Source organism: Xanthomonas codiaei (assembly GCF_002939785.1).
GTDB classification, from domain to species: domain Bacteria; phylum Pseudomonadota; class Gammaproteobacteria; order Xanthomonadales; family Xanthomonadaceae; genus Xanthomonas; species Xanthomonas codiaei.
In genome coordinates, this window is sequence record NZ_MDEC01000003.1 from 232,118 (window position 1) to 251,196 (window position 19,079).

Annotated in this window: 19 protein-coding genes; 2 read left to right on the forward strand and 17 right to left on the reverse strand. The window is 67.5% G+C overall.

The annotated features are described in order from the left end of the window. Positions 1-328: 328 nt before the first annotated feature. On the reverse strand, positions 329-2,893 hold the full coding sequence (gene mprF / locus XcodCFBP4690_RS03540; RefSeq protein ID WP_104539659.1) for a bifunctional lysylphosphatidylglycerol flippase/synthetase MprF: 2,565 nt from the start codon (positions 2,891-2,893) through the stop codon (positions 329-331). A gap of 262 nt (positions 2,894-3,155) precedes the next feature. Here mprF and XcodCFBP4690_RS03545 point away from each other — a divergent pair, with 262 nt between their 5' ends. Together XcodCFBP4690_RS03545 and XcodCFBP4690_RS03550 are read left to right on the forward strand one after the other, a co-directional pair. After that, positions 3,156-3,863, forward strand: coding sequence for a DUF998 domain-containing protein (locus XcodCFBP4690_RS03545; RefSeq protein ID WP_104539660.1), 708 nt, complete (start codon positions 3,156-3,158; stop codon positions 3,861-3,863). 10 nt (positions 3,864-3,873) lie between these two features. After that, entirely contained in the window at positions 3,874-4,221 is a 348-nt protein-coding gene (locus XcodCFBP4690_RS03550; protein ID WP_104539661.1) for a RidA family protein, read from the forward strand. A 377-nt stretch (positions 4,222-4,598) separates the two neighbouring features. Here XcodCFBP4690_RS03550 and XcodCFBP4690_RS03555 read toward each other — a convergent pair whose 3' ends face one another. The 16 genes from XcodCFBP4690_RS03555 to gloA2 form a co-directional block, all read right to left on the reverse strand. Next, a complete protein-coding gene (locus tag XcodCFBP4690_RS03555; RefSeq protein WP_104539662.1) occupies positions 4,599-5,669 on the reverse strand; it encodes an SAM-dependent methyltransferase in 1,071 nt (356 codons plus the stop codon). Between the two features lie 17 nt (positions 5,670-5,686). Continuing rightward, a complete protein-coding gene (locus XcodCFBP4690_RS03560; RefSeq protein WP_104539663.1) occupies positions 5,687-6,469 on the reverse strand; it encodes a DUF1295 domain-containing protein in 783 nt (260 codons plus the stop codon). Beyond that, positions 6,466-7,011, reverse strand: a complete 546-nt coding sequence (locus XcodCFBP4690_RS03565; RefSeq protein WP_104539664.1) for a DUF2878 domain-containing protein — start codon at positions 7,009-7,011, stop codon at positions 6,466-6,468. Before XcodCFBP4690_RS03565 ends, XcodCFBP4690_RS03560 begins: the two co-directional genes overlap by 4 nt. After that, entirely contained in the window at positions 7,008-8,300 is a 1,293-nt protein-coding gene (locus XcodCFBP4690_RS03570; RefSeq protein ID WP_104539665.1) for an SAM-dependent methyltransferase, read from the reverse strand. The genes XcodCFBP4690_RS03565 and XcodCFBP4690_RS03570 overlap by 4 nt, the downstream gene beginning before the upstream one ends. Further along, positions 8,297-9,181, reverse strand: a complete 885-nt coding sequence (locus XcodCFBP4690_RS03575; protein ID WP_167394462.1) for a DUF1365 domain-containing protein — start codon at positions 9,179-9,181, stop codon at positions 8,297-8,299. Before XcodCFBP4690_RS03575 ends, XcodCFBP4690_RS03570 begins: the two co-directional genes overlap by 4 nt. Continuing rightward, positions 9,181-10,431 (reverse strand): NAD(P)/FAD-dependent oxidoreductase, encoded by a 1,251-nt coding sequence (locus XcodCFBP4690_RS03580; protein WP_104539667.1) that lies wholly within the window; start codon positions 10,429-10,431, stop codon positions 9,181-9,183. The genes XcodCFBP4690_RS03575 and XcodCFBP4690_RS03580 overlap by 1 nt, the downstream gene beginning before the upstream one ends. Further along, on the reverse strand, positions 10,428-11,426 hold the full coding sequence (locus XcodCFBP4690_RS03585) for an acyl-CoA desaturase (RefSeq protein WP_104539668.1): 999 nt from the start codon (positions 11,424-11,426) through the stop codon (positions 10,428-10,430). Before XcodCFBP4690_RS03585 ends, XcodCFBP4690_RS03580 begins: the two co-directional genes overlap by 4 nt. 253 nt (positions 11,427-11,679) lie before the next feature. Further along, positions 11,680-12,507 (reverse strand): anti-sigma factor, encoded by an 828-nt coding sequence (locus XcodCFBP4690_RS03590; RefSeq protein WP_167394455.1) that lies wholly within the window; start codon positions 12,505-12,507, stop codon positions 11,680-11,682. Then, positions 12,504-13,067 carry a sigma-70 family RNA polymerase sigma factor gene (locus tag XcodCFBP4690_RS03595; RefSeq protein ID WP_104539670.1) on the reverse strand — a complete coding sequence of 188 codons (564 nt, stop codon included), beginning with the start codon at positions 13,065-13,067 and terminating at the stop codon, positions 12,504-12,506. Before XcodCFBP4690_RS03595 ends, XcodCFBP4690_RS03590 begins: the two co-directional genes overlap by 4 nt. A gap of 58 nt (positions 13,068-13,125) precedes the next feature. Then, a complete protein-coding gene (locus tag XcodCFBP4690_RS03600; protein ID WP_104539671.1) occupies positions 13,126-13,491 on the reverse strand; it encodes a DUF4345 family protein in 366 nt (121 codons plus the stop codon). Between the two features lie 85 nt (positions 13,492-13,576). Next, on the reverse strand, positions 13,577-14,365 hold the full coding sequence (locus XcodCFBP4690_RS03605; RefSeq protein WP_104539672.1) for a hypothetical protein: 789 nt from the start codon (positions 14,363-14,365) through the stop codon (positions 13,577-13,579). A gap of 155 nt (positions 14,366-14,520) precedes the next feature. Next, positions 14,521-14,940, reverse strand: coding sequence for an Rnf electron transport complex subunit RnfB (rnfB, locus tag XcodCFBP4690_RS03610; protein ID WP_104539673.1), 420 nt, complete (start codon positions 14,938-14,940; stop codon positions 14,521-14,523). Positions 14,941-14,947: 7 nt separating this feature from the next. Further along, positions 14,948-15,538 carry an HAD family hydrolase gene (locus tag XcodCFBP4690_RS03615; RefSeq protein WP_104539674.1) on the reverse strand — a complete coding sequence of 197 codons (591 nt, stop codon included), beginning with the start codon at positions 15,536-15,538 and terminating at the stop codon, positions 14,948-14,950. A 190-nt stretch (positions 15,539-15,728) separates the two neighbouring features. Continuing rightward, the gene (metG, locus tag XcodCFBP4690_RS03620) at positions 15,729-17,813 is read right to left on the reverse strand and encodes a methionine--tRNA ligase (protein ID WP_104539675.1); all 2,085 of its coding nucleotides are present in this window, start codon (positions 17,811-17,813) and stop codon (positions 15,729-15,731) included. A gap of 226 nt (positions 17,814-18,039) precedes the next feature. Continuing rightward, positions 18,040-18,489 carry a DUF2147 domain-containing protein gene (locus XcodCFBP4690_RS03625; protein ID WP_104539676.1) on the reverse strand — a complete coding sequence of 150 codons (450 nt, stop codon included), beginning with the start codon at positions 18,487-18,489 and terminating at the stop codon, positions 18,040-18,042. A gap of 193 nt (positions 18,490-18,682) precedes the next feature. Then, complete coding sequence (gene gloA2, locus XcodCFBP4690_RS03630; RefSeq protein ID WP_104539713.1) at positions 18,683-19,072, reverse strand: SMU1112c/YaeR family gloxylase I-like metalloprotein; 390 nt, start codon at positions 19,070-19,072, stop codon at positions 18,683-18,685. Between the last annotated feature and the right edge of the window lie 7 nt (positions 19,073-19,079).

The window sequence follows — 19,079 nt, forward strand, 5'->3', positions numbered from 1 at the left end:
GTACTTACGGCGTGTCCCACGCCGGTGCGCGTGCAAGCGCCCGAAGCAGACCAAAGCGTCGCGTGGAACTCTGGATGTCGTGCACAAGATCGATCGGTGTGCGGGGTCGGTCGGCAGCGCGGCGCCGCATCCGGTGCCGGAACACGCCGTGAATCCGTCCCTGGAGGCTCGGTGGCGGCATCCATGCCGCCACACGGTCCCGGCCCCGGACGCGGCACCGCGCTTTCAAGATTGTGATCGCCGATCGGCAAGCACTGCCTTCAGGCACACGTGCAAGCGCCCGAAGCAGGGCGAGGCATTCGCGTAAGACCGCAGGTATCGAGCGGCCTTACTCCTGTCGCCCAGGATCCACCGAGATCAATCGGGTCACATCCAGCAGTGCGGCCGGCAGATGCATGCCGCCCGGCGCAACCAGATAGCGCGGGCGCCAGGTCGGGGCAAATTTCGACTTGAAGCGGCGTAGCCCGCTGAAGCCATAGAAGCGCTCGCCGTGGCGCGCCACCAGACTGGCGAAGCGGTTCCAGCGGCCGGCCAGGCGGTGCTCGGCCAGGCCGGACAGCGGCGCCATGCCCAGCGAGAAACGCGCATAGCCGTTGGCCTGGCCCCACAGGAACAGCTCGATGAACAAAAAGTCCATGGTGCCCTTCGGCGCCTCGGCGCTATGGCGCATCAGGTCCACCGACAGCTCGCCACCGGCCGGCGCCCACCAGACATTGGCGAAGGCCACGATCCGGCCTTCCGCCTCGGCCACCGCCACCGGGAAACGGCGCAGGTAATCGGCATCGAAGCTGCCCAGCGAGAAGCCTTTCTCTTCGCCGGACTTTTCTTCCAGCCACTGTTCCGACACCTCGGCAAGGCGCGGCAACACCGCGTCCACCTGCTCGGGCTGCAGCATGCGGAAACTCAGGCCGCTACGCTTGCCACGGTTCCAGGCCTGGCGCAGCTCGGCGCGGTCGCGGCCTTCCAGGGTGAAGTTCTCCAGCGGCACGATCGCCTCTTCGCCCAGCTTGACCAGGGTCATGCCCATGTCCAGGTAGGTCTGCCAGTATTTTTCGCCGACCTGGTAGAACACCGGGCGCAGACCCATATGGTCGGCTTCCTCGCGAAAGCGCCAGATCAGCGCACGCGCCACTTCCGGCGGGCCCACCGGGTCGCCCATCGAGATCAGTGAACCGCCGTAGCGCTGCATCATCACGAAGCCGCGGCTCTGTCCGTCGAACAGGAAGGCCTTGTCGCCGGTCAACGCCAGGCAGGCCTGGGTGTCGGTGCTGTTTTCCAGGATCGGTGCCAGCGCGGACAGGGTCTGCGCATCGGCCGCCGGCATCGGGCGCCGTCCGCCGCGCAGCAAGCGCGCCATGCCGAACATGATCACACCCACGCACAGGATCAGCGCGGCACGCAGCGCGCGCGGGGCATTGGCCGAGGTGGCGAATTCCCACCACAGATCGTTGCTGTATTCGACATGGCTGTAGACGAAGAACAACAGCCAGAAGGTGGCCACCAGCACCAGACCCAGATTGCTCAGCCAGCGCCACGACCAGGCCTCGTCCAGCAGCGCGCCCTGGCGATAGAACTCGCGCCGCGCCGCCCACAGCGCCAGCGCGGCCAGCGCCGCCGACAGCGACACCGAAATGTGGCTGCCGCGCAGCAGCGACAGCGGCGGCAACAGGATGCACACGCCCAGCGCCAGCATCCAGGCGGCGTGGCTGCGGCGTTGCAGCCCCTGGCCGATCAGCAGCAGCATCATGCCGCCCAGGCTGACCAGCAGGTGCGAGGTTTCGATCAGCGGCAGCGGCGCCACGTCCTGGCGCGCGCGCGGCGTCGGCAGGGTGCCGTCGATCATCAGCGCCGCACCCACCGCAAACACCGCCAGCGCCAGGATCTGCGGCAACCACGGGCGCAGCGCCTTCCACACCGTGCGGGCGGTACTGGCGCTGGCGCGGACCGGCGCGCCCAGCCCCGAGGCCGCCGCCATGGCGACCGAAATCAGCAACGGCACGATGTAGTAGGTGACGCGGTAGGCCAGCGCCGCGGCCAGCACGGCTGCCGGGGTCACGTGCGGCAGCAGCTTGAGCAGGCTCCACTCGAACACGCCCAGGCCGGCCGGCACGGTGGAGATCAGACCAGCCACCACCGCCACCAGCCAGATGCCGATGAAGCCGAAATAGCCGGTGCCGGGGTCCGGCGGCAGCAGCACGTAGAACGCGGCCGCGGCCAGACCCAGTTCGACCAGGCTGAGCGCGGTGACGCCGAGCACGGTATTGCGATCGGGCAACCAGAAGCGATGGCTGCGCAGGCCGAACTCGCGGCCCTGCCTGCCGACCAGCACCAGCATGGCCACGTAGCTGGCCAGCAGGGCGATGCCGGCGATGCGGATGCCCCCGGCGGTGATCGGCAGGGCGCGCGCGGCTGCTTCCGGTTCCAGCATCAGCGCCAACCCGAGCAGCACCCAGGCGCCGAAGATGAAGCCCAGCGTGCTCATCAACACCACCTGGCCGATTTCGGCCAGGGTCAGCCCGACGCTGCCGTAGCCACGCAGGCGCACGGCGCCGCCGGTGAGCGCGGCAAAGCCCAGGGTCTGGCCGACCGCGTGCGCCATGAAGGCGGTGATACCCACCCGAGCCGGATGCAGCCGCTTGCCGGTGCGCTTGAGCCCCACCCAGTCGAAGCCCACCAGGCAGGCGTAGCTGCTCAGCCCCAGCAGCAAGGTCAGGGCGATCTGCCCGGCCCCCAGCGCACGGAACGCCTGCCGGATCTGGCGATAGCCATGGTCGGTGAACTGCGCCGACAGCGCGTGCAGGGCCATCGCCAGGATCGCCAGACTGATCAGGACCGGCAGGGCGCGCCGCCAGCCGCTGGCCGGCGCTTCGGAAGACACGGGGGTATCCGTCATGGGGGCAACGGGGTCTTTTCAAGAGGGAGGTAGGACGCATGCACGCGGTGTGCCGCGTGCGCGGTGGGTCTGCATGGGCCAGCGAAGTGAAGGTGCATGCAGCGTGATCGCGTGAGTGCCGAGAAGAAGTGAACGCAGGTTCGAGGGCGCTGCCCCCCTGTCGGCCCGGGACGGCCGCGCGCATCATAGGGCATCGGCGCATGCGCGTGCCGCGGGGGAGCAGGATGCACGAGGTCACGGTTGTAAGGCAGACAGGCCGCGGATGAGCACGTCGGAGCGATGCGTACCGGGAGCGCACCCGGTAGCGCTAGATCTACCCGCCTGGAGCGGCAGGGCCGGCGCGCTCGCTGCCGTGGCCGGCGCCGCCTTCATCGGCCTGGTGCTGGTGCTGCAATGGCTGCGTGGCGACCTGCGCTGGATCGATGCGCAGTTGAGTGCCTATCTGCACGGCGCCTATGGCCTGCTGCTGCGCACCGCGTATTGCCTGTTGGCTGCGGCAATGGCATGGCTGGCGCTGGGGCTGTATGCAGCGCTGCAGCCGGCCGCGCGCAGCCGCACCGTGCTGGGACTGTTCTGGCTGGCGGCGCTGGGATTGTGCGCGGTGTCGATCGGCGACAGCTGGATGCCGGAGCTGGCGCCTGACGCGGCGAAAATGGTGCATGTGCTGTCGGCCGATGCCACCTTCCTGTGCGTGATCGCAGCGGTATTGCTGCAATCCTGGTATTTCCGGCGTGATCGCGCATGGCGACAGCACTTCGCATCGGCATTCGGCGTGGGCTGTGCCGCGTTTGCCGCGCTGCTGTTCCACGTCAGCGTGAGCACCGCGCCCCTGGGCATCAGCCAGAAGACCGCCATCGTGCTGATCGTGCTGTGGATGGTGCGCGTCGGGCTCTGGCTTGCGCGCCTGGTACGCAGCGGGGCTGCACGCGCTGCGCATTCGCGTGACAATGGCCGGGTCCATCAACCGTAGGAAGTCTGAAATGCTGCAGCGATTCGATGCGGGTCCGCGTATGTCCGAGATGACCGTCCATGGCGGCGTGTGCTATCTGGCCGGCCAGATTGCCGAGGACACCAGCGAAGACATCACCGGCCAGACCCGTCAGGTGCTGGGCGAGATCGACAAATTGCTGGCGATGGCGGCCAGCGACAAGACCAAGATCCTGCGCGCGGAGATCTACCTGGCCGACATCGCCGATTTCGACGGTATGAACGCGGCCTGGGACGAATGGGTGCCGCATGGATTCACCCCGGCGCGTGCCACGGTCGAGGCAAAGCTGGCGCGGCCGGAATGGAAAGTGGAGATCGTGATCACTGCAGCGGCGGGCTGACTCCGTCATTCGGAGCGGCGGCCGCGACGAGCGCAGTTTGGTTATGCAGGTGGTGCCCGGCGATCGACCTGGCGGGCGCCGCCGGTCACTGCGGGGCGCAGGCGCTGTCGATGACCTCACGAGCACCACTGCGCTCGGTCAACCGCTCGTGCTGCGGAGCCGGTGCGCTGTCGTGCGAGGCGTTGGCGCGCGTTGCCGTCGACGCGTGTGCGCACCTCTCGACGCTCACACGGACTGAAACGGCGATGCGTGGGCAGGTGGTACGCCAGCCCACGGCCATCTCCGATACTCCGATGTCCGATGCATGCGAGCGGTATCCGGACAGCCAGGCCACCCGGCAACCGGTATTCCGCCGCGGGCGTGCCGGCATCCGGCGATCAGCGCTTGACGAAGCGGTAGTGCGCCACGCCCCATTCGCGGCCCTGGTCGTAGCCGAACAGTTCCGCGCACGCCAGCCAGAACATGCGCCAGCGTTGCCACCAGCGCTGTGCATCGTCGCCATAGGTCTGCTGCAGCAACGGCATGATCTGCGTGCGATGGCGATCCTGGTTGTGCAGCCAGGCGTTGGCGGTCTTTTCGTAGTGCTGGCCCGAGAGCAGCCAGCGCTGTTCGATGACCACGTCCTGCTGGAAATGCAGCAGGGTATCGGCTGCCGGCATCAGCCCGCCGGTGAAGAAGTGCCGGCCCATCCAGTTGTCTTCGCCGGCCACTTCGAAGGGATAGGCCAGGTCGCGGTGGCAGAAGATGTGCACGAACAGCTTGCCGCCCGGCGCCAGCCAGCTGCCCACGCGCGCGAGCAGCTCGCGGTAGTTGCGCATGTGTTCGAACATCTCCACCGACACCACACGGTCGAACGTACCCGACGGCAGCGCCAGCGCGTTGACGTCGGCGGTGATCACCTGCACGTTGTCCAGCCCGCGCAGGCGGCACTGCTCCAGGATGTGCGCGCGCTGCGGGCGTGAGTTGGACACTGCGGTGATCGTGGCAGTGGGATAGCGCTCGGCCATCCACAGCGTCAGCGAGCCCCAGCCGCAACCCAGCTCCAGGATGCGCTGGCCATCGGCCAGCTCGGCGCGCTGCCCGTACAGCGCCAGCATGCGTTCTTCGGCTGCGTCCAGGTCTGGCGTGCTCGCGTCCCAGTAGCAGCTGCTGTACTTCAAGCGCTTGCCCAGGCACAGGGTGAAGAACTGCGGCGGCAATTCGTAGTGCTGGCGATTGGCCGCATCGGTCTCGATCGCGATGGCACTGGCGCGCAGGCTGTCGATGAAGGCGCGTTGGCGCTCGCCGTTGGCATCGGCGTCGCCGCCGCGCTCATCGCGCAGCCGCTGCGCGCACAGACGGCGGATGCCGTAGCGCAGGGCGGCGTCGGGCAGTACACCGGATTCGGCCAGGCGCGTGGCGAACGCTTCGTCCGGGAGCGAGGAGGGCGGGGCGGTGATGGTGGACATGCGACTCTCCAGGCAACTCAGGACGAAGGGGGAAGCGGGAAGAACGCGCTGGTGGTGCGTTGGTACTGCGCGTAGTCCTCGCCGCGCGAGCGCAATGCCTGCTGCTCGGTATAGGGAATGCCGGTGAAGCGATACAGGAACGCGAACATCGTCACTGGCCCGAGCGCGCATAGCGCCACCGGCCACGGCCCGGCGCCGACCGCCAATGCCAGGTAGGCGAACCAGTGCACGAACTCGAAGAAATAATTGGGATGACGCGAATACCGCCACAGGCCCTTGCGACAGGTCTTGCCGCGATTGGCCGGGTCGGCCTTGTGCGCAGACAGCTGCCGGTCGGCCAGTGCTTCGCCGCCGACTGCGATCAACCACACCACGACCGCCAGCGTGCTCCACAGGCTCCATGCCGGCTTCGGATTGCTGGCCGCAGCCAGAAACGGCACCGCAAACAGCACCACCACCACCGCCTGGGCCAGGAAGAAGCCGAGGAACTTGCGCTGGTCACCGTTCCAGTGCTCGCGCAGGGCGCGATAACGGCCGTCTTCGTGCGGGTCGCCGAACACGCGCACGCCCAGATGCCAGGCCAGACGCGCGCCCCACAGACCGCCAAGCATGGCCACCAACACGCGCGGCAGCAACGCACCGTCGGACATCCACGCGCAGTACGGCGCAGCCACCGCGAGGCACGCGGCCCACAGCACATCCACCGGGCCGGCATTGCCGCTGCGGCGCTGCCATAGCCAGCCCAGCAGCATCACCACACTTGCGAATACGCCCACATGCAGCAGCGGCCACACAGTCATTGCAGTTCTCCGGTCATGTCGTGCGGCAATGGTCGCGCCAGACGCCGTGCATACAGCGACAACACGCCGCATGCCACGCCCCAGCCGATGCCCACGGCAAGGACCGCATGCAGCAACGGCGGCAACAGTTCCACTGCGTGCCAGCTGCGTTGCGCCAGCCAGTAGGAAAACGGACCGAAGATGGCGCCAAGCAACACCGCCAACCCCGGATAGCGCATCACGCTGCGCAGCGAATGGTTGAGCGTGAGCGCAAAGCCCAGCCACAGCGCCAGGATCCAGGCAGGCGCCAGCACGCTACCGGGCCAGGGCGCGGCGTAACGCACCCAGCCTCCTGCCGCCAGCGTGGTGTCCAGCAGCAAACCCAGCGCCAACGCGGCGATCAGCAACGGCACATCGCCCGGCGCACGCCGCGATGGCCACAGCTGGTACAGCGCGAACAGCGCCAATATCAGCAGCGTTGGCCACACGCGCCCGTGCGCGGCGGCGGCCACCGCCACCACCCACAGCACCTGCAGGCCGAGATAGTTGCCCAGCTGCTTCATGCGTTGGCAAGACCGGGCACGAACTGCGGTGGGCGCGCACCGGGCTTGCTCAGCCATAGATGCACATCGCCGATCGACCGTTCCAGGAAGCCGGCTTCGCAATAGGCCAGGTAGAACTCCCACATGCGGATGAAGCGTTCGTCGTAGCCCAGGGCGCGCACCTGCGGCAGCTGCGCCATGAAGCGCTGCCGCCACGCGCGCAGGGTCAGCGCATAACTCGGGCCGATGTCTTCCAGATGGAACAGGCGCAGATCGCTGGCATTGGCGATCGCGCCGGTCATCGCCGCCACCGACGGAATGAAACTGCCGGGAAAGATGTGCCGCTTGATGAAATCCACCGAGTGCAGCGCCTGCTTGTAGCGATGGTCTTCGATGGTGATGGCCTGGATCAGCGCCTCGCCATCGTCGGCGAGCAGGCTGCCGACCTTGGCGAAGTAGGTCTCCAGATACTGGTGGCCGATCGCCTCGATCATCTCGATCGAGACCACGCGATCAAAGCGGCCCTGCAGGTCGCGGTAGTCGCTCAACAATACGGTAACCCGCTCGCTCAGGCCGGCCTCGGCGATCCGTTGGATGGCCAGCTCGAACTGCTCGCGCGAAATCGTGGTGGTGGTGACGCGGCAGCCGTGCTCGCGCGCGGCATGCAGGGCGAAGCCGCCCCAGCCGGTGCCGATCTCCATCACGTGGTGCTGCGGACCCAGGCGCAGTTTCTGGCAGATGCGTTCGAGCTTGCGCGTGGCCGCGCGCTCCAGCGCCGCCTCACCCAGCGCTTCTTCGCCATCGACGAAGATCGCCGACGAGTACATCAGGTTGGCGTCCAGGAACAGCTCGAACAGCGGGTTGCCCAGGTCGTAGTGCGCGGCGATATTGCGCCGGCTGCCGCTGCGGGTATTGCGGGCCAGCGCGTGGAGGCTGCGCATGACCCAGCCGCCGAGGCGCGCGGTGCCGGTTTCCATCGCATCCAGGCGGTCGCGATTGCGCAACAGCACGCGCATCAGCCCGACCAGATCGTCGCACCGCCATTGCCCGTCCATATACGACTCGCCGGCACCTACGCTGCCGTTGAGCGCGGCCTGGCGGTAGAAGCCCGGATCGCTGACGTGCAGTTGCACCTGCAGCGCGTCCGCGCCGCTGGCAGTGCCCAGCGTGGTGATGCCGTCGGCATCGTGCAGCTGCAATTGCCCGTCGTGCAGCTCGCCCAGCGTGGCCAGCAGGCGCTTGCGCAACAGGCGGTCCGTCCAGGAGGCCGCGCGTGGTATGGCGGAGTCGGGCAGGGACGTGGCGTTCATCGGCGATCTCGCACAGGCGGGTGGGGGTGGTCGTGCACACGGTTGCCGCGCATCCACAGGCGCAAGGCCTGCCAGTGGATGGCGATCACGACCTGCACGGTTATCAGGGGATAGGCGAGCAGAGTGCGCGCCAGGGTGCGCGCGGTCAGTGGCTGGCGCTGCAGCACCAGCGTGGCATCGAAGCGGCGCGTATCGCCGTTGTCGATCGCGCGGTCAGCGGCAGCATCGGTGGCGTCCAGCACGTCCATATGCACGCGCAGTTGCGCATCCGGCACACTGAAGCGCCAGTCGTAGCGATGCTGCATGCCCATGAACGGCGAGACATGGAAGCGCTTGTCGAAGCGCCAGGCATGCACATCGCGATGGGTGCGCGCCTGCGCCACCGGCAGCACGTAGGCGTGGCGTTGCTGCCACGGCGTGTTGGTGATTTCCGCCACGATCCAGCGCAATCCCTCATGGCGGTCGAAGCAGTAGTAAAAGCTCACCGGGTTGAACACATGGCCGAAGTAGCGCAGGTGCGTCAGCAGACGGATCGCACCGTCCGGGCGCTGCCCGGTGTGCGCCTGCACGCAGTCGCGCACGGCCTGATCCAGTGGAATGGCCGGGTCGCCCAGGTAATCGCTGCGGCGGAACTGCGCCAGGTTGGCGCGCCCCACCGACCACAGCCAGCGGCCCGCGAAGACCCGATCCAGCTCGGACAGATCCAGATACAGCAGGAACAGCCGGTAACGGAAGTCCAGCGGCTTGGGCGCGAACCGCCGATGTCGCACCCAGCCGGTGTAGACCGCGCTGCGCAAGCCACCCGCCACGCTGCCGGCACCGCTGTCCTCACCGGGAGGCAGCGGCACGGCATCGGTGCTGGCTTCGCGCAGCAGCTGCATCACCAGCTCACTCCCAACTGGTGGGCGACATCGACACCGCTGCGCAGGCCGTCTTCGTGAAAGCCGAAGCCCCATGCAGCGCCAGCGAACCAGGTGTGCTGCCTGCCCTGGATCTCGGCCTTGCGGCCCTGCGCCGCCAGCGCGGCGGCGTTCTGTACCGGATGCCGGTAGCGCATGCGCCGCAGCACCTTGGCCGGGTCGATGTCGTGGTCGCGGTTGAGGGAGACGATGAACGGCTGCGGTGCGTCGATGGATTGCAGCGCGTTCATCCAGTAGCTCACCGTGCATGGCGCCTGCGGGTCGGCCGGCACATGCGCGTTCCAGGCCGCCCAGGCACGCCGGTCGCGCGGCAGGATGCTGGCATCGGTATGCAGCACGGTGTCGTTGTTCTGGTAGGTGATGCCGCCCAGGATCTGCTGTTCGGCCTCGGAGGCATCGCTGAGCAAGGCCAGCGCATCGTCCGCGTGGCAGGCCAGCACCACCTCGTCGAAGTGTTCCTGCCCGCGCAGCGAGCTCACCACCACGCCATTGGGCGTACGGCAGATGCCATGCACCGGCGTGGACAGGCGCTCGAGCACCTGCCAGCGCCGCCGCAGCGCACGCACATAGCTGTTGGAGCCGCCGCGCACCACCTGCCACTGCGGCCGCCCGCTGAGTTGCAGCATGTGGTGGTTGGCCATGAAGCCGATCAACTGGCCCATCGGAAATTCGAGAATGGTCTGTGAGGGCGAAGACCAGAGCGCCGACGCCATCGGTACCAGGTGTTGATCGCGGAATGCTGCGCCGTAGCCGTGCCGTTGCAGATACGCGCCCAGCGTGCTGAAACGCTCGTCGCTGTGCAGCACCGCCGGCGCCTGCCGATAGAAACGGCGCAGGTCCGCCAGCATGCCCCAGAAGCGTGGGCTGAGCAGGTTGCGGCGCTGGCAGAACAGCCCGTTCAAGGTGCCGGCGTTGTATTCGAGCCCGCTGCGCGCATCGTGCACCGAAAAGCTCATCGTGGTCGGCTGCGCGGCCACGTCGAGCTCGGCGAACATGCGCGTGAGCAGCGGGTAGTGCTGCGGATTGAACACGATGAAGCCGCTGTCCACCGCGTAGTGCCGGCCGTCCAATTGGATGTCGTGGGTGTGGGTGTGCCCGCCCAAGTAATCGGCGGCTTCGAACACCGTGACCTCGTAGCGCCGCGACAGCAGCCACGCCGCGCCCAGGCCGGCAATGCCGCTGCCGACCACGGCGATCCTGCGCTCGTTCATGGGTTCACCCGCTGACCACGGCTGACCAGCGACGCCGGCATCGGCTTGAGATCCCAGACCAGGCCCAGCCACGACATCGCGGTGAGTCCGTACCAGGTCACGTCGTATTCCCACCAGCGCAGGCCCTGGCGTGCCGAGCCGGGATAGAAGTGGTGGTTGTTGTGCCAGCCTTCGCCGAAGGTGAGCAGCGCCAGCAGCCAGTTGTTGCGGCTGTCGTCGCGGGTGTCGAAACGCCGGCTGCCGAAACGGTGCGCCAGCGAATTGATGGTGAATGTGGCATGGAACAACGCCACGGTAGAAATGACGAATCCCCATACCAGCAGCTGCGGACCATTGGTGTGCAACCCCGGCGCAGCACGTTCCAGCCAGCTGCCGAGCAGGTACAGGCCCACGGCCAGCAGCACCGGCATCACGATGTCGAAGCGGTCGAGAAAGCGCAGCTCGGCAAACCGACGCAGATCCGGGATGACCTCCCAGTCGGTGCGGAAATTGCGCGGTGTCAGGAACCAGCCGGTGTGGCTCCACCAGAAGCCGTGCTGGGCCGGCGAATGCGGATCGCGCCCGGTATCGGTATGCCGGTGATGGTTACGGTGATGCGCGGCCCACCAGAGCGGCCCACGTTGCACGCAGGTAGCGCCGATGGCCGCGAACACGAACTGCAGCACGCGCGAGGTCTTGAATGCGCGATGCGAAAAGTAGCGGTGATAGAAGCCGGTGAGCGCGAACATGCGCAGTGCATACAGCGCCAGCGCCGTACCGACCGCGAACCACGAGGCGCCAACCCAGAACACCGCCAGGCAGGCCAGGTGCAGCGCGATGAAGGGCAGGGCGCGCAGCCAGTCGATGCGGTCGGCGCGCGCCTCGTCCAGCGGACCATCGGCTTGCGAATCCACCCAGCGGCGCAGGCTGCCCAGACGGCCGGCGACTCCACCGCGCCGACGCGAGAGACCGGACCGGGGCGAGGCGGGGTGTGGGTCGGTTCCGGAACTCGGCACGCATCAATCTCCGTGTGTAGTCGTGACCCTGTACGGAAGCGGCCGGCAAACAGATGCACCCGCTCAGTCGATCGCCCGCCGCCTCGACACGTAGCGGTGAGCGTCGCATGCGGATTGCGCAGCTGCGCACTCGCACGCACGATCGCGCTATCGCGCACGGCGAACTGTGCGCGCAGTATCGGTGACACGTATGAGGCTGCTTGTGAACACGGCTGCCTGCGCGTGTATCGCAGGCAGCCGTGGTTGCGCTGGCTCAGGGCGCCATCGCCAGCGTGCTGATGCCACCCTTGGCAACCACCGTGCCGGTCGCCACGCCACCGGGTGCGCCGCCCGGCGGTTCCAGCGTCACGGCCAGGATCGCCTCGTTGCTGAGCATGGGCATCAGCTGATCGGGGATCTGGGCGCGGTGGGCCCGTTGATCGTCGAAGGTGCCCATCGAGTGCGCCTTGCCATCGGGCGTGATCAGCCACAGCTCGGGCACCTTGCCGGCGGTGGCGGTGCGGTCCAGCGGCGTCACCGTGATGGTGTGCTTGTCGGCATCCATCAGCGCCACGTAGCCCGGCCGTCCGTCTTCGGTCGCCAGCGTCGAGGTCATCGCGATGCCGGTCGCCGGCGGGGTGGTCGCCGCAGGCGGGGTGACCGGCGTCTGCACGACGGGTGTGTCGCGCGGCGGCTGCACGGGCGCCGTGCGCAGGTTCAACAGCGCCAGCACGCAGACCGCGGCGGTGGCCAGGCCAGCGGCGCTGGCCCAGCGCCAGAAGCGCAGGTTGTTCCAGAGCGGGGTGGCCGGCGTGCCGGTGCTGGCGGGCGCTGCCACCGGCACGGCGCGCAACGGCGTATCGAAGCCCAGCGTCTGGCGCACGCGTGCCCAGACCTGGTCCGGCGGCGTCACCGCGGCGATCTCTTCCAGCAGCGGGGCCAGATGCTCCTGCCACTGCAGCACCGCCTGGGCGAACGCGGCATCGGTGGCGATCCGCTGCTCGGCCGCCAGACGTTCGTCGGCGCTCAACAGGCCGAGCACGTACTCGCCGGCCAACACGTCGCGTGGCGGTTCCTGGTCGATGGGAAAGGGCGTACTCATCGTTCCAGACATGCCTTGAGTTTTGCCAGGCTACGACGGATCCAGCTCTTCACCGTGCCGATGGGTGTATCGGTGCGCGCGGCGAGTTCTTCGTAGGTGATGCCTTCGAAAAACGCGGTGCGAATCAGCTCGCTCCGCGGCGGTTCCAGTTCGGCCAGGCAGTGGTCGATGCGGCGCCGGGTGCTGGCGCGTTCGGTCCGCTCGAGCGGCAGTGCATCCTGGTCGCGCAGCTCGCCGGCATCGTCCAGCGCCACGTTGCGGCGCTGCGGCGCGTTGGCGCGCAGATGGTCGATGGCCTTGTTGCGCGCGATCATCGCCAGCCAGGTCAGGCCGCGGGCACGGCTGGGGTCGAATTGACCAGCCTTGTGCCAGATCAGCGTAAACACGTCCTGCAGCACTTCCTCGGCTTCGGCGCGCTGCGGGATCAACCGCAGGCACACGCCGAACAGCTTGGGCGAGGTCTGCCGGTAGAGCGCTTCGAAGGCATGCCGGTCGCCACCTGCGGTTGCGGTCAGCAGGCGTCCGGTCTCATCGTCGTCGTTGCCGGGAATGGCACTCATGCGGTCGGGCGTTGGGAGAGGTGAGCGCGATGCTACCGGACTGTGCCGATGCTGTCCTTCATTTCCGCCACCACAGCAGCGCAGCGGCAAGCAGCAAGACGACTTCAACGACGGCCAGCGCCACCGTGGGCGCGGAGACCGGCCATAGCCTGGCCAGCGACACGCTGCGGAACAGCACGATGGGCACGTAGAAGGCCAGGGCGACCAGCAGGCCGGTACGCGGCTGATCGATCCAGGCGAAGTAGCCGAACAGGAACGCCATGCCCAGCTGCAGGCCGCCGTAGATGACCAGGTATTCGGACTGTCCGGCCGGGGAGAGCTGGGTGTAGCCCACCGCGTTCGCGGTCTTGATCGGCGAGAGCGTGCACCAGATCGCCAGGGCGACATACAGTATTGCGTTGATCCAGAGGTAGGCCTTTGCCATGCGGGTGCTCCTGTGCGCGAAAGGGGGGCCTGGGCCGTTGTACGCAACGGCGCGTGGTCGGGCGTGAAGATGGAGGCCGTCTGGGTCACGGGGCGGCGCAGCTGCGGGTCAGCGGTTGCTCGCGCGCCTGTTGCAGCTCGGCGTCGCTGGCGGCAGCCGGCGCGGTGTCCGGGAACACGATGCGCACGCGCGGGTAGCGCCCCTGCGCGTCGCGCAGATTGCCAACGCCGCGGAACTCGAGCAAGCGTTTGTTGGCGATGGAATAACGCACCTCCAGCGAGGGCACCGCCGCGCCATACCAGGCATCGAGCGAAATGCGGAAGCGCCGCTGGCCTGCGCTGTCGTCGATGCGTTCGACCCGGAACGCCAACTGCCGTTGCAGGCTGGGCAGCACGAAGTCCACGCGTTGCGCCGTGCTGGCAAGCGCCTCCCAGTGGTTGCGCAGATAGGTATCGAAACCGGCATCGATCACGCGCTCGTCTTCGCTGGCCGGCAACGCGGTGCTACGTTCGGGTTTCCCGGGCGGCTGTTGGAACATCTCGCGCACGCCATCGCGCCGGCGCACACCTTCGCGATACCCGTCGCGTCCGTCGATCAGGCTGAAATCGGGTGCCGTGCCGCCGCCGTCGACCTGCTTGCGCGCAAACGCCTGCCCGTTGAGGCAGTGGTACAGCACCAATCGCCCGCCGTTATCGAGCAGCCAGTGCGATTCGCGGTAGCGCAATGCGCCGCTGTCGGCATCGAAGACCTCGCCGTCCACGCGCGTCGCCGCCGCCGCACTCAGCGGCAGGCTGCCAAGCACCAGCAGCAGCAATGGCGGAATCGGCCGGCAGCAGGCGGCAATGGCGACAATGGCGGCAGCAAGTGGACGCATGGGCACATCCTCGATGGCAGTGCTTACCCATACGGGCGCGGCCGCAGCATGGATGCGCCATCGCGCGTCAGGGCGTTCCTGACCGTCTGTGGGTGCAGCGCGCAGGTGCCGCGTGGCGGCATGGCGATCACTGATCCGCCGGATCTGGCGCTGCCTCAGCCGGTTGGATGCAGCTCGATGCAATCCACCGGGCAGGCCGGCAGACACAGCTCGCAACCGGTGCACAGCGGTGCGATCACCGTATGCATGTGCTTGGCGCCACCGACGATGGCGTCCACCGGACAGGCCTGGATGCATTTGGTGCAGCCGATGCAGTCGGCCTCCACGATCCACGCCACCTGCGCCGGCTTGTGCGCTCCGCGACTGCGATCGTAGGGACGTGCGGGCACGCCGAGCAGGTGCGCCAGCGCACGCGCACCGGCATCGCCGCCGGGAGGGCAGTGGTCGACACCGGCCTGACCGTCCGCCATCGCCTGCGCATAGGGGCGGCAGCCGTCGTAGCCGCACTGGCCGCATTGGGTCTGCGGCAACAGGCGGTCGAGCCGTTCGACCAGATCGGGCATGGAGGCGGGCATGGCGGTGTCAGTGCAGCGGATGGCCGCGATACCAGCGCTGTTGCGCCAGTGCCAGCATCGGCCGGTCTTCGCGGCTGTCGCCATAGGCGTGCACGCAGGCGTACTGCGCCAGGTCGTAGCGTGCGCGGATCTGCATGGCCTTGTGCGGCCCGCAATCGCCATCGGCATAGCGTCCGCTCAGCACGCCACCGGTGTGTTCGAGCCGGTTGCAGATCAGCGACAGCCCATGCTGCGTGCACCAGGGCCGCAGGTACAGGTCCAGCGAGGCGGAGACCAGCACCACTTCATGCCCCTGCGCCTGATGCCAGTCGATGCGTTGCATCATTTCTGCGCGCAGCACGCCCGGCAGTGCGGTGCGCGCGTAGTCCACGCCATGCGCGGCCATCTCGTCCAGCGCACGGCCGCTGAACACCATGCGCGTGACCCGCGCGCGCAGCGCGGCAGCGGACACCACGCCTATCCGATACCCGAGCAGCCATGGGCCCACCTGCCACTTCGCCGCCGCCAGTTGCGCAGGCGTGGCGACCTTGCGCAGGAAACGCGCATAGGTGTCGCAGGTGGTGACGGTGTGATCGAAGTCGAACAGGGCCAGGTGCATGGGGCTGGGATTGGGGAGTCGGGAGCGGGGATTGGTTAGAAGCGCGGTGACTGATTGTTCCCTTCTCCCGCGTGCGGGAGAAGGTGCCCCGCAGGGGCGGATGAGGGCAGGTGCCAGGCACTCAAGTCAGGTCTACTACAACAATCAGCTCCGGCTTCTACGAATCCCAAATCCCGACTCCCCAATCCCGTTACCTGACAGGCATGCCCGGCTGCGCGCCGCTGTCGGCGTCCAGCAGCGCGAGCGCGCCACCGTCGAAACCGGCCGACAGGATCATGCCTTCGCTGATGCCAAAGCGCATCTTGCGCGGGGCCAGGTTGGCGATGAACACCACGCTGCGGCCGACCAACGTCTCCGGCTCGCCGTAGCTGCCGCGGATGCCCGAGAAGATCTGGCGCTTGCCCAGCTCGCCGGCATCCAGTTCGAAGCGCAGCAGCTTGTCCGAGCCTTCCACGAATTCGCACACCAGCACCTTGCCGATGCGCAGATCGAGCTTGGCGAAATCGTCGATACCGATGAGGCCGGGATTGGTGGTTTGGGATTCGGGACTCGCAACGGCGCTAGGCTTTGCGTCCGCCTTGGCCGGTGCAGGCTTGGAGGTGGTAGCCGGTGCCGCAGGTGCGGCGAGGGTGTCCTTGGAGGCGTCGGTCATGGCGTCGATCAGTTTGGGGTCGATACGGGTGAAAAGGGCGGTGTAGGGCTGGATCGTGTGCGCGGTCAACGGGCGCTCCACATCTTCCCAACTGGTCATCGGCGCCGACAAAAACGCCTCGGCCTCGGCACAGGTGCGCGGCAGGATCGGTTTGAGTGCGGCGACCAGGATGCGAAACAGATTCAGCCCTTGCGTGCACACCGACTGCAACAGCGCATCGGCGCCATCCTGCTTGGCGATCACCCATGGCTTGGTGTCGTCGATGTACTTGTTGGCCTCGTCGGCCAGCGCCATGGTCTGGCGGATCGCGCTGGCCGCATCGTTGCGTTCGTAGGCTTCGCGGATCGGCGCCAGTGCGGCGACGAAGCGCTCGTACTGCGCCGGGTCGGGCAGCGCGTCGGCCAGCTTGCCGTCGAAGCGCTTGCCGATGAAGCCGGCGCAGCGGCTGGCCAGGTTGACGAACTTGCCGACCAGATCCGCGTTCACCCGCGCGATGAAATCGCCCAGGTTCAGATCCAGATCGTCCACGCCGCCGGAGGACTTGGCGGCGAAGTAGTAACGCAGCGCTTCCGGTTCCAGGCCCACGTCCAGGAAGGTCCGCGCCATCACGAAGGTGCCGCGCGACTTGGACATCTTGGCGCCGTCCACGGTCAGGTAGCCGTTGACGTGCAGGCGCGTGGGCGCGCGGTGGCCGGTGCCGTGCAGCACCGCCGGCCAGAACAGGCCGTGGAAATTGACGATGTCCTTGCCGATGAAGTGATGCAGCTCGGTCTGCGTGCCGGCCATCAGGTGCGCGTCGAAGTCCTCGCCCATCTGCGCGCACAGCGTCTTGAAGCTGCACAGGTAGCCGATCGGCGCATCCAGCCACACGTAGAAATACTTGCCCGGCTGGCCGGGGATCTGGAAGCCGAAATACGGCGCATCGCGGGAGATATCCCAGGCGCGCAGTCCGCCTTCGGCGTCCAGCCACTCCTTGAGCTTGGCCTTGACGCCGGGCAGCGCCACCTCGCCCGCCAGCCAGTCGCGCAGGAAGCCGTCGAAATGGCCCACTTCGAAGAAAAAATGCTCCGAATCGCGCAGCTCCGGCGTGGCGCCGGAGATCACCGACCTGGGCTCCTTCAACTCGGTGGGCGCATAGGTGGCGCCGCAGACCTCGCAATTGTCGCCGTACTGGTCGGCGCTGCCGCAGTTGGGGCAGATGCCCTTGATGTAGCGGTCCGGCAGGAACATGCCCTTGGCCGGGTCGTAGAACTGCGCCACCGAGCGCCGGCTGATGTGTCCGGCGGCCTCGAGCCTGGCGTAGAAGGCCTCGGTGAGCGCGCGGTTGACCGGCGAATTGGTCGAATCGTAATGGTCGAAGGTCACCCCGAACGCGGCGAAGTCGCGCTCATGGCTGGCCTGGATGCTGGCGATGAAGGCTTCCGGGGTCACTCCGGCCTTCTCGGCGGCCAGCATGATCGGCGTGCCGTGGGTATCGTCGGCGCAGACGAACCAGGTCTTGTCGCCGCGCAACCGGCGCGCGCGCACCCAGATGTCGGCCTGGATATAGCCGACCAGGTGCCCCAGATGCAGCGGGCCGTTGGCGTAGGGCAGGGCGGTGGTGACGAGTGCGGTGCGGGTCATGGCGGGCGTAATGCGGGGGACACGCGATTATCGCACTAGTCGGCAGCCGGGATTGGGGCTGGGAATGGGGAATCGGGATTAGGGAATCGGTCAAAGCAGGGTCATGTGGCCGTGTTGTCGAGGCGCGCAGGTGTTTGGCCGCGCATGTAGCTTCAGGATGGGCACGCACAAAAAAGGCGCCCTCACGGGCGCCTGCTCTTACCGAATCCCGAATCCCGATTCCCAGCTACTCGCGCACCCAGGTCTGCGTGCGACCGAGCGCTTCGATGCCGACATAGCCGCGCATCTGCAGCTTCTTGCCGCCTTCGGTCAGGGTGATCTTGGCCTTGTAGGTCTTGCCCTTGGCCGGGTCCAGTACCGAACCGCCGCTCCATACCGCGGTGCCGTCCGGCTTCAGGCCCCACAGGATGGTCATGCCCTTGATCGGCTTGTTCTTGCGCTCGCCATCGCACTTATCGCAGATCGGGTTCGGCCCCTTGGCCGACTGCAGGATCTCGACGACTTTGCCGCTGAGCGTGCCGTTGGCGGCCTGTTCGATCTGCACCACCGACTTGGGCTTGCCGGTTTCGTCGTCGATGGTCTTCCAGCGGCCCACCGGCGAATCGGAGGCCTGGGCCAGCAACGAGGCGGCCGCCAGCGGCAGGGCCGCGATCAGGGTCTTGAAGGTCTTGCGCATGTGTCCCCTCCCAGGGATGACGGGGGCCGCCGTCGGCGGCCTGAGAGCGAATGTATACCGTGGGGTATGGTTGCGGAAAGATGCGCTGCGGGATGCGTTCATGCGTGCATGTCGCTCTTCGCCGAGGCAATGGCAGCCCTCGGCGGATGCACGTCTTCCGTGGGCGGCATCGGTGTCGCCTGCGCGTTGCTGCCTAGCCGGCCTCGTACAGCTCCAGCGGCAACTCATCCGGGTCGGCGAAAAACGTGAAGCGGCGGCCGGTGTATTCGTCGATGCGGATGTCTTCGGTCGCCACGCCATGCGCGTTGAGATGCGCAACGGCCGTATCCAGGTCTTGGACGCGAAACGCAAGATGGCGCAGTCCTTGCGCTTCCGGGCGGCTGGGGCGCGCGGGTGCGTTGGGGAACGAGAACAGCTCGATCTGGCCGCCATCGGGCAGCGCCAGGTCCAGCTTCCAGGAATCGCGCGCCTGGCGGTAATGCTCATCGCGTACGCGCAGGCCCAGGATCTGGCAATAGAACTGCTTGGAGCGCGCGTAGTCGCCCGCGATGATCGCCACGTGGTGGATGCCGGCGAGCATCATGCAGCGC